The organism is Pelagovum sp. HNIBRBA483 (genome assembly GCF_040931995.1).
GTDB lineage: Bacteria > Pseudomonadota > Alphaproteobacteria > Rhodobacterales > Rhodobacteraceae > JAEPMR01.
Genome location: NZ_CP162412.1, coordinates 2,480,540 through 2,495,453, shown reverse-complemented (window position 1 = coordinate 2,495,453; position 14,914 = coordinate 2,480,540). Strand labels below are relative to the sequence as shown.

Below are 14,914 nucleotides of genomic sequence, written 5' to 3'. Positions count from 1 at the left end.
ACCAGGGGAGACGATTTAATGAAAACACGCACAGGTTTACTTGCAGTGGCTTTGCTTGCCACGACAGCCGTGGGCGCATCGGCTGAAACGTTGCGCTGGGCGCGCGCGGGCGATTCGCTGACGCTGGACCCGCATGCGCAGAACGAAGGGCCGACCCATACGCTTGCCCACCAGATTTACGAGCCGCTGATCATTCGTGATATGGCCGGACAGTTCCAGCCCGCATTGGCGACCGATTGGGCGCCTTCCGCTGATGATCCGAATGTCTGGGTCTTTAACCTCCGCCAAGGCGTGAAGTACCATGACGGCGCGGATTTCACTGCCGAGGACGTTGTGTTCTCGATCAATCGCGCGAAGTCCGAGAACTCGGACATGAAAGAATTGCTGACGTCGATCGTCGAAGTGCGGGCGGCGGATGATTACACGGTTGAGATCGTGACGGATGGTCCGAACCCGATCCTTTCGTCCAACCTGACGAACCTGTTCATGATGGACAGCGGCTGGGCCGAGGCCAATGGCGCTGTTGATGTGCAGGATGTTGAAGGTGGCGAGACGACCTATGCCTCAACCAACACCAACGGCACCGGCCCGTATATGCTTGTTAGCCGTGAGCCGGACGTAAAGACGGTGCTGACCCAGAACCCCGACTACTGGGGCATGGGGGAGTTCCCGCTCGAAGTGACGGAAATCGTCTACACCCCGATCCAGAACGCTGCGACCCGCGTTGCGGCGCTGTTGTCGGGTGAAGTGGACTTCATTCAAGACGTGCCGGTGCAAGACCTTGACCGTGTTGCAAGCACTGACGGGCTGACCGTGAAGACCGCACCGCAAAACCGCGTGATCTTCTTCGGGATGAACCAAGGCGCGGATGACATCGCCAACGACAACGTTGAAGGTGCGAACCCGCTGGCCGATGTGCGGGTACGCCGCGCGATGAGCATGGCGATCAACCGCGATGCCATCAAGCAGGTGGTGATGCGCGGCCAGTCGGAGCCGGCTGGTATGATCGCGCCGCCCTTCGTGAACGGCTGGACCGCCGAAATGGATGCCGCGTCGAAAACCGATATTGAAGCGGCGACGGCGTTGATGGCCGAGGCGGGGTATGAGGACGGTTTCTCGATCCAGCTGGACTGCCCGAATGACCGCTACATCAACGATGAGGCGATCTGTCAGGCCACGGTTGGTATGTTGGCGCAGATCGGCATCACCGTGAACCTCGATGCGAAGCCGAAGGCGCAGCACTTCCCGCTCATCACCAATGATCAGACGGACTTCTACATGCTGGGCTGGGGTGTGCCGACATATGACTCCGAGTACATCTTCAACTTCCTTGTTCATACCCGTGGCGACGAGCGCGGCAGCTGGAACGGTACTGGCTACGCGAATGCCGAGGTGGATGCGATGATCCAGAGCCTTGCTTCGGAAACGGATCTGGACGCCCGTAACGCTACCATTCAGGCGATCTGGGATCATGTTCAGGACGACCAGCTCTATATCCCGATCCACCATCAGGTGCTGAACTGGGGTATGACCGATGCCGTGGGCATCGAAGTGAGCCCGGAAGACGATCCGAAGATGAAGTTCTTCACCATGAACTGATAAGGATGGGGCGGCGCTGAGGCGCCGTCTCTCTTTGTGTTTAACCCGCCCGCGCGGCCGTAAAACCCGCGCGGGCGGGCAACCATTCGGGGTCCCATGCTCGCCTATGTTCTCAGACGCGTTTTCCAATCAGCGATCGTGCTGCTGATCGTTGGATTGGTTGCCTTTGCAATGTTCCGTTACGTCGGTGATCCGGTCGATAACATGCTTGGGCAGGAGCGCACGCAGGCTGATATCGAGCGGCTGCGCGATAGGCTGGGGCTCGATCTGCCGTTTCCCGTTCAGTACTGGCGTTTCTTGCAAGAAGCGGCACAGGGCAACTTTGGCTTGAGTTACCGGCAAGGGCGGCCCGTATCGGAGATCCTAATGGAACGCGCGCCCGCAACGCTGGAGCTGGCAGCGGTTTCGGGGATGATGGCGCTGGTGATGGGGATCGGGCTTGGCGTCTTTACCGCTATCCGACGACGCGGATTTTCGGCCAGTGTGATCATGACGCTCAGTTTGGTCGGGGTATCATTGCCGACCTTCCTGATCGGGATATTGCTGATTTACTTGTTCTCAGTGGAACTGGGCTGGCTGCCCAGCTTTGGGCGCGGCGAGGTGGTGGATGTTGGCGGGTGGACGACCGGCTTCTTGACGTTGTCGGGCCTGAAGGCGCTGATCCTGCCGTCGATCACGCTGGGGCTTTATCAAATGACGCTGATCATGCGGCTTGTTCGCACCGAGATGCTGGAAGTGCTGCGGCAGGATTACATCCGGTTTGCGCGGGCGCGGGGGCTGCGGGAGCGGGCGGTGAATTTCCGCCATGCGCTGAAGAACACGCTGGTCCCGGTTATTACGATCACCGGCCTTCAGCTTGGTTCGATCATCGCCTTTGCGATCATTACCGAGACGGTCTTTCAGTGGCCGGGGGTTGGGTTGCTGTTCATCAATGCGATCCAGTTCGTCGATATCCCCGTGATGGCGGCTTATCTGATGCTGATTTCGGTGATGTTTGTGGGGATCAACTTGATTGTTGATCTGCTGTATTTTGCCATTGATCCGCGCTTGCGGGTGGATCGTTCGGGAGGTGCGGGAAAATGAGTGGAACGACGTCCTCCCCAATGCGGCGGCGGCTGGCAGAAATCTGGCAAAGTGATTTCGTCTATTCTTTCCGCCATGCGCCGGTGGCCTTGGCCTCGGCTGGCGTGGTCTTGCTGATGGTGCTGGCGGCGGTTTTCGCGCCGTTGATAGCGCCGTTTGATCCGTTCAACCCAGCGACGCTGAACCTGATGAACGGGTTCACCCCGCCGATGGAGCCGAACGCCTTTACCGGCGAAACCTTCTGGCTTGGCACCGACGATCAGGGGCGGGATGTGTTCTCCACGATCCTGTTTGGCATGCGCATTTCGCTGTTTGTGGGTTTTGCGGCGGTGATGCTGGCGCTTGTGCTGGGCGTGGTGCTGGGCCTGCTGGCCGGCTATCTGGGTGGCTGGACCGAAACGGTCATCATGCGGGTGGCAGACGTGCAGCTGACCTTTCCGGCGATCCTTGTGGCGATGCTGATCTTCGGGATCGCGAAGGGGATTACGCCACCTGAATACCGCGACCAGATGGCGATTTGGGTGCTGATCCTCGCCATCGGACTGAGTGACTGGGTGCAGTTCGCGCGGGTGGTGCGGGGCGCGACGCTCGTTGAGAAGAACAAGGAATATGTGCAGGCGGCCCGCCTGATTGGCCGCGCGCCGCTTGCGATCATGCTGCGCCATATCCTGCCCAACGTGCTGAACCCTGTGCTGGTGATCGCGACGATCAGCCTTGCGTTGGCGATCATCGCGGAGGCGACGCTGTCATTCCTCGGCGTGGGCGCGCCACCGACCCAGCCATCGTTGGGGACGTTGATCCGTATCGGGCAGGGATTCCTGTTCTCGGGTGAGTGGTGGATTTTGCTATTCCCAGCGGCGACGCTGTTGGCGCTGGCGCTGTCGGTCAACCTGTTGGGAGACTGGTTGCGCGACGCTTTGAACCCGAGGCTGAGATAATGAGCGAGACGGTTCTTTCGGTACGCGATCTTGTGGTCGAAATTCCGACCCGCCGCGGTGTACTGCGCCCTGTGGACGGGGTGAGCTACGATATCGCGCGGGGTGAAATCCTTGGTGTTGTGGGGGAAAGTGGCGCGGGCAAGTCAATGACCGGCAATGCGGTGATCGGCCTGCTGGACCGCCCCGCACGCATCACTGGCGGAGAAATATGGCTTGGCGACACGCGCATTGACGGGCTGAGTGGCGCGCCGATGCGGAAGCTGCGGGGGCGGCGGATCGGGATGATTTTTCAGGATCCGCTGACATCGCTCAACCCGTTGCTGACAATTGGCGATCAATTGACCGAGACGATCCTCGAACATCTGCCAGTCACTGCCGCCGAGGCGCGGGAGCGGGCGATCGCGGGGCTTGAGGAAGTGGGCATTCCGGCTGCGCGGGACAGGATCGATAGTTATCCGCATGAGTTCTCAGGCGGGATGCGGCAGCGCGTCGTGATTGCCTTGGCGCTATGCGCCGAGCCGGAGCTGGTCATTGCCGACGAACCGACCACGGCGCTTGATGTTTCGGTGCAGGCGCAGATCATTGCGTTGTTGAAGCGGTTGTGCCGCGAGCGTGGCGTTGCGGTGATGCTTGTGACGCATGACATGGGCGTGATCGCCGAGGCCGCAGACCGCGTGGCGGTGATGTATGCGGGGCGTTTGGCCGAACTGGGGCCGGTGCGGGAGGTGCTGACGCGGGCGTCGCATCCCTATACCGCAGGCCTGATGGCGTCGACGCCATTGGCGAGCCAAGGACGCCGGCGGTTGCGGCAAATTCCGGGATCAATGCCGCGTTTGGGCAACTTGCCGGACGGCTGTGCGTTTCATCCACGGTGTGATTATGCGCAGGACAAATGCCGGATGAACCCAGGGCCACATATTTCGGATGGGGCGGGGCGCGCTGCGTGCTGGTTCCCGCTGGACGCCAGGAAGGAGCAAGAGGCATGATGCCATTGATCCGCATTCAAGGGCTGGGGCGGGTTTTCGATGTGTCGAAGCCGTGGCTGAACCGCGTGGTGGAGCGCCTGCCGAAGCGACATTTGACGGCTGTAGCGGATGTGAGTTTCGATGTGGCGGAGAAGTCCGTCTATGCGCTTGTGGGTGAAAGCGGCTCCGGAAAATCGACGATCGGGAAGATGATTGTCGGGCTTTTGAACCCGAGCACGGGGGCGGTGGAGATCGACGGTATCGACCTTGCCTCTGAACAGGATGCGGCGCGGATCGAGCGCGTGCGCAGCGATATCCAGATGATCTTTCAAGATCCCTATGCATCGCTCAATCCCCGTTGGCGGGTGCGTGATATTATCGTTGAGCCGCTCGCCGTGCGGAAGAAACCAACGGCGGGCGTGGCGGAGCGGTTGTTGGAGCAGGTCGGCCTTTCGGCTGAGGATGCGGAGAAATTTCCGCACGAATTTTCGGGCGGGCAGCGGCAGCGGATTTGTATCGCGCGGGCGCTGGCCTCGGAACCGCGTGTGATCGTGTGCGATGAACCGACATCGGCGCTGGATGTCTCGGTGCAGGCGCAGGTGTTGAACCTGATGAGCGATCTGCGCGAGGAATACGGCCTCACCTATGTGTTCATCAGCCATGACCTGACGGTTGTGCAGCACATGGCTGATGTGATCGGGGTGCTGTATCTGGGCCGCTTGGTAGAGGAGGCGCCACGGGACGAACTGTTTGCAACGCCGCGCCACCCCTATACGCAAATGTTGTTTGATGCGGCCCCCAAGATGGACGGGTTTGGCCGCGAAGTAGAGCCGCCGAAAGGGGAGATTCCCGATGCGATCAACCCACCGAGCGGCTGTGCGTTTCACCCGCGTTGCCCGATGGCGACCGATATCTGCAAGAAGCAACAGCCTGAAATGCGCGGGATCGGCGCGGCGCGGGTGGCCTGCCACAACGCGGAATAGCTAGGGGGTAATCACCACCCGGGTGCCCCATGACCGGCAGGACTGCGCCAAAGGCGCGGGCAGGGGGGCATCGGTGAACAGCGTGTCGAGATCGGCCAGCGAGGCGATCCGCGCAGGGGCGCTGCGGGTGAACTTGGTGTGATCGGCCACGAGGAGGGTCTTGCGCGATTGGCGCAGGATCGTCTGGCTGACGGTGACTTCCTGAATGTCGAAATCGAGAAGATCGCCTTCTTTGTCGAGGGCGGAGCAGCCGATCACGGCGAGATCGAATTTGAACTGGCGGATCGTCTCGGCGGCGAGGTTGCCGACCAGACCACCATCGGCGCGGCGCAGTTGGCCGCCGGTGACGATGACATCGCAGCTTTGGTTGGCAGCGAGGATCGTGGCGACGTTCATGTTATTGGTGACGACGAGCAGGTTCTGGTGATCCAGAAGCGCCTCTGCCACGGCCTCCGTCGAGGTGCCGATATTGAGGAACAGCGAGCAGTTGTTGGGCACCTCGGACGCACAGGCGCGGGCGATGGCGCGTTTGGCGTCCTTGTTCAGGGCGCGGCGTTCAGCGTAGCCGATATTGGCGGTGCCAGAAGAAAGCACCGCGCCGCCGTGGACCCGCTCAAGGCGGCCTGCTTCGGCAAGGTCGCTGAGGTCACGCCGGATGGTTTGCAAGGTGACACCGAAATGCGCGGCGAGCCCTTCGACGGTGACTTTGCCTTCGCGGCGGGCAATTTCGAGGATTTCCGGTTGCCGGAAGGATTGTGACATGGGGGCTCCTGACCGTTTGCCGCGCGACTGTTGCAGCGAATATGCGCGAAGTAAAGTTTTCGGTCTGCGAAATCGCGCGAAATGCGCCAAAGAGAACTTAAACGAACATAAATTGATTGCGTTTTGCTTCGTAATTTGAGAAAGACGCTGCGAAAACGGTGCTGGAGGCGCGCGTGAATTCATCGGCTGAGACGGATATTCGTGATCTTTTTGTCATTGGTGGCGGGATCAATGGCTGCGGCATCGCGCGGGATGCGGCGGGGCGGGGGCTGTCGGTGACGCTGGCAGAGAAGAACGACCTCGCCTCGGCAACCTCCTCGGCATCAACCAAGCTGTTTCACGGCGGGTTGCGCTATCTGGAGTATTTCGAGTTCCGCTTGGTGCGGGAGGCGCTGATCGAGCGGGAGGTTTTGCTGAGCGCGATGCCGCATATCAGTTGGCCGATGCGCTTCGTGCTGCCGTATCACAAGGACATGCGGTTTGAATCCGATACGCCGACCTCCAAGCTGCTGGGCGTGATCATGCCGTGGATGAAGGGGCGCAGGCCCGCATGGCTGATCCGGCTTGGCTTATTCCTCTACGATCATCTGGGCGGGCGGAAGATCTTGCCCCCCACAGCGACGCTGAAGCTCAAGGCCGCGCCAGAAGGCGCACCGCTGGAAGCACGGTTCGAGACGGCCTACGAGTATTCCGATTGCTGGATCGAGGATTCGCGGCTGGTTGTGCTCAATGCGCGGGATGCGGAGGCGCGGGGCGCTGAAGTGCTGGTGCGGACGGAAGTGACCTCGGCGCGGAGCGAGAACGGCATTTGGCATGTCGAGACACGCGACACGGAGACGGGCGCGGTGCGGCAGGTCCGCGCGCGGATGGTGGTGAATGCCGCAGGGCCGTGGGTGGGCGATGTGATTCAGAGCAAGATCGGGCTAAATTCGCGCGAAGGGGTCCGGCTAGTGCGGGGCAGTCACATTGTGACGAAGCGGCTTTATGATCACGAGAAATGCTACTTCTTTCAAGGAACCGACGGGCGGATCATCTTTGCCATCCCCTACGAGACGGATTTTACCCTCATCGGCACCACGGATGCGGAGCACAGTGACCCGTCGGAGAAACCTGTCTGCACCGAGGCGGAGCAGGACTATCTGTTGAATTTTGCCAATCAGTATTTCCGCCAGACGCTGACGCGCGATGATGTCGTTTGGACTTATTCTGGTGTGCGGCCGCTCTATGACGACGGGGCGAGCAGCGCGACGGCGGCGACGCGGGACTATACGCTGAAGGTGGATCGCAGCGCGGGGGCGCCGGTGCTGAATATTTTTGGCGGCAAGATCACCACTTACCGGCGCCTAGCCGAAAGCGCGTTGGAAAAGATCGCGGGTGAGTTGGACGTTGCGAAAGGCCCGTGGACGGCGGGTGTGCCGCTGCCGGGTGGGGACTTTCCGGTGGATGGGGTTGACGCCTTGATCGCGGAATTGCGGGCAAGTTACCCGTTTCTGACCGCGCGTTGGGCGCGGCGGCTGGTGCGCGCCTATGGCACCGAGGCGCGGGATATTCTGGGCGCGGCCACCACGGTGGCTGATCTGGGCGAGGATTTTGGCGCGACGCTGACAGAGGCGGAAGTGCGCTGGCTGATGGACAAGGAATACGCCCGCAGCGCCGATGACGTGGTCTGGCGGCGCAACAAGCTGGGGCTGCGGCTGAGCGCGGATGAGATTGTGGCGCTGGATCAGTGGGTGCAGGCGGCGCGCGCGGCGGCGTGAGGGGCTGGCGCACCACGGCGCCAGCGATCACCGCATGACAAACGGATTGGCCATCGGCTTGTCGGATGTGTTGATCCAAGTGGTTTTGGTGCGGGTGTAATCAAGGATTGCTTCCTGCCCTGCCTCGCGCCCGTAGCCGGATTGATCGAAGCCACCGAAGGGCGCGATGGGGGACACCGCGCGGTAGGTGTTCACCCAGCAGATACCGGCCTTGAGCCGTGCCGACACCCGATGCGCCCGCGCGACATTTTGCGTGAAAACGCCGGAGCCAAGCCCGAACGGGGTGCTGTTGGCGATGGCGATGGCTTCTTCCTCGGTATCGAAGGGCAGGAGCGACATCACGGGGCCGAACATCTCGATCTTCAGCGTTTCGGTGCTGGTGTCGGCGCATTCGACGAGCGTTGGTGCCATGAAATTGCCGGGGCGGTCCAGCGGGGTGCCGCCAAAGCGGATGCGCGCGCCGCCTGCCGTGGCTGCGGCAAGGGTGCTTTCGATCTTGGCGATTTGGGCCTGTGTGCAGAGCGGTCCGATATGGGTGTCGGATGATAGTGGATCGCCAATCACCACGCCTTGCATCTTTTCTTCGATCAGGGTGGCGAGCTTTTCAAGGATGGAGCGGTGCACCAAGCCGCGCGTCCCGGCGACGCAGCTTTGGCCGGAGGCACCGAAATTGCCAGCGATCAGCCCGTTTGCGGCGCCATCGAGATCGGCATCCTCGAACACGATGATCGGGGATTTGCCGCCAAGTTCCAGCGTCGTGACCGCGAAGTTCTCGGCGGAATTGCGGACCACATGGCGGGCGGTTTCGGGGCCGCCGGTGAAGGCGATGCGGTCGACATCGGGGTGGCGGGTGAGGGGGATTGCGCAGTTTTCGGCGTCGCCTGTGATGACTGACACGACACCGGGCGGGAAGCCTGCCTCCTCTATCAGTTTGGCGAATTCGAGCATCGGCGCTGGCGCGATCTCTGATGCTTTCAGGGCCACGGTGCAGCCAGCGGCCAAGGCAGGGCCGAGCTTGGTGGCGGTGAGGAACATCTGCGCGTTCCACGGCACGATCGCCACGACCACGCCGATCGGTTCGCGGCGGGTGAAGACATGCATATCAGGCTTGTCGATCGGCAGGACAGCGCCTTCTATCTTGTCAGCGAGGCCCGCATAATAACGGTAATAATCCGCGACATAGGCGGATTGGGTCGCCGTTTCTGCCAGCAGCTTGCCGCTGTCTGTCGTCTCGATCGCGCCGATATGCTGGGCGTTTCTTTCGATCAGGTCAGCAAGACGATAGAGCAGCTTGCCGCGCTGGGTTTGGGTGATGTCGCGCCATGCGGGATCACCGAGCGCCCGCCGCGCGGCGGAGATGGCGCGTTCCACATCCGAAGGCGCGGCGCAGGCGAAGGTGGCCCAATCCGTGCCGGTGGCGGGGTTTTGCGAGGACATGACCTGACCGTCTGCGCCATCGACCCACGCGCCGTCGATAAAGAGCTGGTAATGTGGTTTCTGGCTCATTGGTGTCCTCATTGAAAGGCGGGCATGACGTCGTCGATGAAGCGGGCGAGGTTGTCGCGCTTGCGCTCGAAGCTCATACCGTTGTCGTTCCAGAACGAAAACTCGTCATAGCCCAAGTCTTCGTAGCGTTTGATCTGGTCGATCACATCCTGTGCGGTGCCTATCGTCAAGTCACGGTGGAGGTTTTCGGGGGCCATCATGGTGTTGGCGGCCATTTCATCGGCAGTGAGTTCCTGAATGAGCCCTTGTGAAACGGGGCGCTTGTTCTGGAACCATGCGCCGAAATAGCAGTACCACTGGGACAATTCCTGCGCAGCGTGGGCGACATCGGCGTCGTCCTTGCCGACATAGGTGTGGTGCAGCAGCATGATCTTCGGGCGCGGGCCGGAGTAGCTGTCGCAGGCGGCATTGAAGCGGCTCATCAGGGTTTCGATCTCTTCCATGCCCTGCCAGAGCGGCGTGACCTGAATGTTGAAGCCGTTATGGACGCCGAATTCGTGGCTGTTGGGATCGCGGGCCGCGATCCAGATCGGTGGGCCGTTCTCTTGCAGGGGCTTGGGCGCAGAGGTGGTGGCAGGGAAGCTGAAGAACTCGCCCTCATGGGCGCAATCGCCGGCCCAGAGCTTGGGCAGCAATGGGGCCATTTCGCGCATGCGTTGGCCTGCTTCCCATGCATCAAGACCGGGCATCAGGCGCTCATATTCATAGGAATACGCGCCGCGTGCGATGCCAAGCTCGATCCGGCCGCCGGTGATCAGGTCAGCGGACGCGGCTTCGCCCGCCAGTTTGATCGGGTGCCAGAATGGGGCGATCACCGTGCCGGTGCCAAGGCGCAGGTTCTTGGTGTGGTTGGCGATGTTGATCAGCGGCAGAAGCGGGTTGGGTGTTATGGTGAAATCCATCCCGTGATGTTCGCCTGTCCAGACTGCGCGCATGCCGCCATCGTCGGCCATTTTGCACAGTTCGATGAAATCGGCGTTGAGCTGTTCATGAGAGCGGTTCGGTGTCATGCGCTCCATATGGGCGAAAAGCGAAAACTCCATCGATCAGGTCCTTGTTTGTAAACTGTGAACGTCGCCTGCCTCGGTATTGCCGAGGTACAGGGTAAAACTGCGGGTGCGGGATTCGATCTCGTAGCGGGTCATCATCTGGCCGATTGACGGATGCGTGTAGCGCAGCGAGGGGAGGCTGCGGGTTGGGATTTTGACCAGCGGGCACTCGGCGGAGATCGACGCGGCGGTGGCGAGGAAATAGGCGTAATGGGTGCGGGTTTTGGTATCGTCAAAAACGGAATAGGCGGCTTCGACCTCGGCGGTGACGCCTTGCGCCTGTAGCGCTTTATGCAGGTCATCGCGCAGGTTGCCGCGACTCTGGCTGGTGATCTGCGGCGGGCGGAAGCCGGTAGCCGTTTCTTCCAGAAGGATGTGCGCATCCTGTTCGATAATGGCGCCGTAGACGACCTCGCCCGCCGCTGGGGCAAGTGCTGCGCGTTCGAGGCCGAGGCTGAAATATTTGCCGCCCGCATAACCGAGGCCGAGCCCATCGTTATGGGTGAAATCCTTGACCTCGCCGATCAGGATGGCGTGATCGCCCATCGGGATGGATTGATTGGTGGTGCAGGAGAACTGCGCCAGAGCGCCTTCGTTCAGCGGCATGTCATGCAGATCAAAGTGGTGCGGCACCTTGGCGAAGCGGTCGCCTTTGTAGCCTGCGAAGGTGTTGGACACCTCCTCCTGACCCTCTGCCAGAATATTCACGGTGAAGTGGCTGCATTGGGCGAAGGCCTCGTAGGAGGATAGGAACTTGCCGGGGCAGACCAGCAGAAGCGGCGGGTCGAGCGAGACGGAAGAAAAGGAATTGGCGGTGAAGCCGACCGGCTTGCCCGAGGGATCACGGCTGGTGACGACGGTGACGCCGGTCATGAAGCTGCCAAAGGCGCTGCGCAGGGCGCGGGGATCAAGCTGCGTCATGGCAACACCTCTTCCGCGAAGGCCAGAAGGGCGGCGCTGACCTGCGCAGCATGAGTCATCGGCATCATATGGGCGGCATCATCAAGGATCAGTGCGCGCCCATGTGGGGCGAGATCGGCCATGGCCTGCGACATGGCGGGGGTTGAGTTCGGCTCGTCCGCGCCGGTCATAAAAAGGGTGGGGCAGTGCAATGACTGTAGTGTCCTGCGGGAGGGGCCGTTCGCTTGCGCAAAGACGCGGTAGGCGGCGCGGTAGGCGGCGGGATCGACGCTGGTGAGCCAATCTTGGCAAGCTGTGCGTTCGGGCGAAGTGGTGCTGCCGAACCAACGTTGGAGCGTGCCTTCGGGATCGGCGGTGGTGATACCGTCAAGCTGCGCGGCGCGGGCCTTTACGGCGCGGGCGGCCTCTGGCGGGCGTTCGAAAACGGCGTTCAGGGCGGCGACACCACGCACGAGATGCGGGTAGCGGGTGGCGAGATCGAGGACGACCATCGCGCCCATCGAATGGCCGATGACGAGCGCGGGCGCGGTTATGCCTGCCGCGATCGCATCGGTGTAATCGACCAGCGCCAACGGGTTTGAGGGCAGGGGCGCAGCGCCGTGGCCTAACAGATCAACGGCGGTGACGTGATATCGCACCGCCAGTGCGTCGATTTGCGGGTTCCACGCCTCGGCCCGCAGGCCAACGCCGTGGATCAGCAAAACCGGCTGGCCGCTGCCCGTGTTGATGGCGGGCTGGCCTACGGCCTCAGACCGCTGCCGGGTTGTCCAGATCATGCCCGAGATCCTTCAAATCCTGATAGCGATCACCGATGCGGTGGTGCGGGCGGCCGCCTGTCGCGCCGCCGAGGACGACGACGATCTCGTCATTGCGCGGAGCATCGGGAATGGCGAATTGGATGGTCAGGTAATGCGAGCGGCGGCCAGCGTCGTTCTTGTCCATCAAAGGCACCATGATCGGGGTGTTGGCGCCACCGCGCGTATTGGTGAAGGCGAGGTAAGATTTGGCGCCCACGGCCTCGCGGTAGAAATTGCCGAAACGCAGGGTATGGATCAGGCCGGAGGCATGTTCGATCTCGCCGTCAATTCCGACGACAGCGGCTTTGCCATAGGCTTCGATCGCCTCGCCGCTGCCAGCGAGGGCGATCATCCGGTCGGTCATCATTTCGCCGAGGATAGGGCCATAGACCTGAATTTCGGGCTTCAGGTCTTCGACGTAGCGGCCAGCCCACGGGTTGCGCACAACAGCGGCCACCGCGAACATCCGCCACGGTTTGTCGGCGGCGCGGAAGCCTTCGATCAGAACCTCTTCGTCATAGGTCACGATTTTACGGATTTCGGGCAGCATTCTGTTCTCCTATTCGTCGCCTTGCCGTTATCCGGTGCTGCAATTTTTTTGACAAACGAAGTAATTCAGCGCTTAGGTATTACGAATACTAATGGCTTACTTCTATCATGGCGAAATCCCTTCCTCCCCTGACATGGTTCCGCGCTTTTGAGGCGGCGGGGCGACGCCTGAGCTTTACCGCTGCGGCGGAAGAGATTGCGATGACGCAATCGGCGGTGAGCCAGCAGGTCAAGGCGCTGGAAACACGGCTTGGGGTGGCGCTGTTCACCCGTCATGCGCGGGGTCTTTCGCTGACAGATCACGGGCGGCGGCTGTTGCCGCAGGTGGAAGCGGCGCTGGGCACGCTGGCGGATGCAACGGAAGTATATGATGCGGGGCCGGTGGACCGGCTGCTGACGGTCGCGGCATCGATCAGTATCGCGCAATGGGTTATCTCGCCCCGCCTGCCGGAGTTCACCGCGTTGAACCCAGAGGTGCAGGTGCGGTTCTTGAGCGCGATCTGGCCGGATGATTTTCACAATGCGCGGGCGGATGTGGAGATCCGCTTTGGATCGGCAAAACAAGTTGGCGGCAATGCGGAACGGCTCAAGCCTGACCGGCTTGTGGCGCTGAAATCGCCCGATCTGGAAGGCCCACTGGAAGAGTTGCCGCTGATCGAGGCGGTGGGGACATCGAGCGGATGGCGGGCGTGGGGCGCGGAGATGGGCCGCGTGATGCGGCCTGAGATCTTTGTCGATAGCTACGGGATGGCGCTGCAACTGGCCGCGCATGGCAACGGCGTGGCCTTGGTCAGTGCGCTTTTGGCGAAACATGCGGTGGAAACTGGCGTGTTGGTGCGGGCGCATGAGGGCGCGATTGCCGGTCAGGAGGGGTATTACCTGTCGGTCAATGCGGAGAAACCGGAGGCGCTGCGGTTTCGGTCATGGTTGCTGGCGCAATTGCCGGAGGCGGAGAGCGCTGCGTGAGCGCTCGTGTCAGGCATCGAGCGCTTTGGCGATATCGCTCTGCATCTTGCGGACCTCGGCTTCGAGCTTGGTGATGAAGGCCGCGCTGACCAAAGACTGGGTCGCGAAAGCCGGTGTCAGGATCGACACGCTGTTGGAGATTTTTGGGCTGAAGCGCCGGATCGCGAGGGGTTTTGGGTCGGGCGCCTGAAGCAGATGGCTATAGGCGGTTATCATATCGCTGATCATCACGCACAGCCCCGCGCTGACGAACTGAAGTCCGGGGAGAAAGGTCCGTAATTCCAGCCGCTTATTGAAGTGGTGGCCGGTTGCCTTGAAGGCGGCTTCGGTTTGCAGGGCTGTTTGGTGCTCATCAAACAGCACCGCCATCGGGCGACCATCAAGATGGGCGGGGGTGACGAATTCGGCCTGTGCCAAGGGATCATCGGCAGGCAGGATGCAGACGCATTCAAGCTCGAAATCGGTTTGCCGGATCGAGGCGCGGGGCGCGGGGGTTTCTGAAAAGCCTATATCGAACTGCTGGGAAGCGACGAGTTCTTCGATCAGGTCGGAGGAGCGCATGATGAGCGAGACGTCGAGCGCCTCTTTGTCGCGTAGAAAGTCGGTCAGCAGGCGGGGAAGAAACACGCTCGATGCCGCCGGATGACAAGCGATGCGCAACTTGCCGGAATCGAGTGCGCTGATGCGCTGGAGGGTGCGTTCGGTGCGTTCGACGCGGGCGAGGATGTCTTCGCATTCTTCCAGAAAGAAACGGGCCTCGGGTGTTGGGGTCAGTTTGCCTTGGGTCCGATCGAACAGGGCGAAGCCAAGTTGTGCCTCAAGTGTTTGTATCATCGTCGAAACCGCAGGCTGCGTGCGCCCGACGCTGCGTGCGGCCTGACTGATCGAGCCTGAGCGCATGACCTCGCGAAAGGTGGTGAGCTGTCGAAGGGAAAGATGCATGGGTATAAATCCAATTGATGGGATCAAAGATATTATCAAATTGATTTTATGATCAAGGCACTGTTTCGTTGATGCATGGCGTGCGGACGATCGCCGC

14 protein-coding genes are annotated in these 14,914 nt (G+C 61.3%); 7 read left to right on the top strand and 7 right to left on the bottom strand.

The features are described from left to right. Positions 1–18 precede the first annotated feature (18 nt). From AB1E42_RS12240 to AB1E42_RS12220, 5 genes are all read left to right on the top strand, one after another. On the top strand, positions 19–1,599 hold the full coding sequence (locus tag AB1E42_RS12240; protein ID WP_368344514.1) for an ABC transporter substrate-binding protein: 1,581 nt from the start codon (positions 19–21) through the stop codon (positions 1,597–1,599). Positions 1,600–1,695: 96 nt separating this feature from the next. Beyond that, positions 1,696–2,682, top strand: coding sequence for an ABC transporter permease (locus tag AB1E42_RS12235; RefSeq protein ID WP_368344513.1), 987 nt, complete (start codon positions 1,696–1,698; stop codon positions 2,680–2,682). Continuing rightward, entirely contained in the window at positions 2,679–3,620 is a 942-nt protein-coding gene (locus tag AB1E42_RS12230; RefSeq protein ID WP_368344512.1) for an ABC transporter permease, read from the top strand. The genes AB1E42_RS12235 and AB1E42_RS12230 overlap by 4 nt, the downstream gene beginning before the upstream one ends. Continuing rightward, complete coding sequence (locus AB1E42_RS12225) at positions 3,620–4,606, top strand: ABC transporter ATP-binding protein (protein ID WP_368344511.1); 987 nt, start codon at positions 3,620–3,622, stop codon at positions 4,604–4,606. The genes AB1E42_RS12230 and AB1E42_RS12225 overlap by 1 nt, the downstream gene beginning before the upstream one ends. Continuing rightward, positions 4,606–5,568 carry an ABC transporter ATP-binding protein gene (locus AB1E42_RS12220; protein WP_368346428.1) on the top strand — a complete coding sequence of 321 codons (963 nt, stop codon included), beginning with the start codon at positions 4,606–4,608 and terminating at the stop codon, positions 5,566–5,568. Before AB1E42_RS12225 ends, AB1E42_RS12220 begins: the two co-directional genes overlap by 1 nt. Here the strand turns inward: AB1E42_RS12220 and AB1E42_RS12215 are convergent, their stop codons facing one another. Further along, positions 5,569–6,330, bottom strand: a complete 762-nt coding sequence (locus tag AB1E42_RS12215) for a DeoR/GlpR family DNA-binding transcription regulator (protein WP_368344510.1) — start codon at positions 6,328–6,330, stop codon at positions 5,569–5,571. A 158-nt stretch (positions 6,331–6,488) separates the two neighbouring features. Here AB1E42_RS12215 and glpD point away from each other — a divergent pair, with 158 nt between their 5' ends. Continuing rightward, complete coding sequence (gene glpD, locus AB1E42_RS12210; protein ID WP_368344509.1) at positions 6,489–8,087, top strand: glycerol-3-phosphate dehydrogenase; 1,599 nt, start codon at positions 6,489–6,491, stop codon at positions 8,085–8,087. A gap of 27 nt (positions 8,088–8,114) precedes the next feature. Here glpD and AB1E42_RS12205 read toward each other — a convergent pair whose 3' ends face one another. The 5 genes from AB1E42_RS12205 to AB1E42_RS12185 are packed head-to-tail and all read right to left on the bottom strand — an operon-like array spanning position 8,115 to position 12,910. Then, complete coding sequence (locus AB1E42_RS12205) at positions 8,115–9,593, bottom strand: aldehyde dehydrogenase (RefSeq protein ID WP_368344508.1); 1,479 nt, start codon at positions 9,591–9,593, stop codon at positions 8,115–8,117. Between the two features lie 8 nt (positions 9,594–9,601). Beyond that, complete coding sequence (locus AB1E42_RS12200) at positions 9,602–10,636, bottom strand: LLM class flavin-dependent oxidoreductase (protein WP_368344507.1); 1,035 nt, start codon at positions 10,634–10,636, stop codon at positions 9,602–9,604. Positions 10,637–10,639: 3 nt separating this feature from the next. Continuing rightward, positions 10,640–11,563: a flavin reductase family protein gene (locus AB1E42_RS12195; RefSeq protein WP_368344506.1), complete on the bottom strand. Its 924-nt coding sequence runs from the start codon at positions 11,561–11,563 to the stop codon at positions 10,640–10,642. Next, the gene (locus AB1E42_RS12190) at positions 11,560–12,339 is read right to left on the bottom strand and encodes an alpha/beta fold hydrolase (RefSeq protein WP_368344505.1); all 780 of its coding nucleotides are present in this window, start codon (positions 12,337–12,339) and stop codon (positions 11,560–11,562) included. The genes AB1E42_RS12195 and AB1E42_RS12190 overlap by 4 nt, the downstream gene beginning before the upstream one ends. Next, complete coding sequence (locus tag AB1E42_RS12185; RefSeq protein ID WP_368344504.1) at positions 12,311–12,910, bottom strand: amino acid synthesis family protein; 600 nt, start codon at positions 12,908–12,910, stop codon at positions 12,311–12,313. Before AB1E42_RS12185 ends, AB1E42_RS12190 begins: the two co-directional genes overlap by 29 nt. A gap of 107 nt (positions 12,911–13,017) precedes the next feature. Here AB1E42_RS12185 and AB1E42_RS12180 point away from each other — a divergent pair, with 107 nt between their 5' ends. Beyond that, positions 13,018–13,875 carry a LysR family transcriptional regulator gene (locus tag AB1E42_RS12180; RefSeq protein WP_368344503.1) on the top strand — a complete coding sequence of 286 codons (858 nt, stop codon included), beginning with the start codon at positions 13,018–13,020 and terminating at the stop codon, positions 13,873–13,875. Between the two features lie 9 nt (positions 13,876–13,884). On the opposite strand, the gene AB1E42_RS12175 is transcribed toward AB1E42_RS12180, so the two are convergent. After that, positions 13,885–14,817, bottom strand: a complete 933-nt coding sequence (locus AB1E42_RS12175) for a LysR family transcriptional regulator (protein WP_368344502.1) — start codon at positions 14,815–14,817, stop codon at positions 13,885–13,887. Positions 14,818–14,914 lie beyond the last annotated feature (97 nt).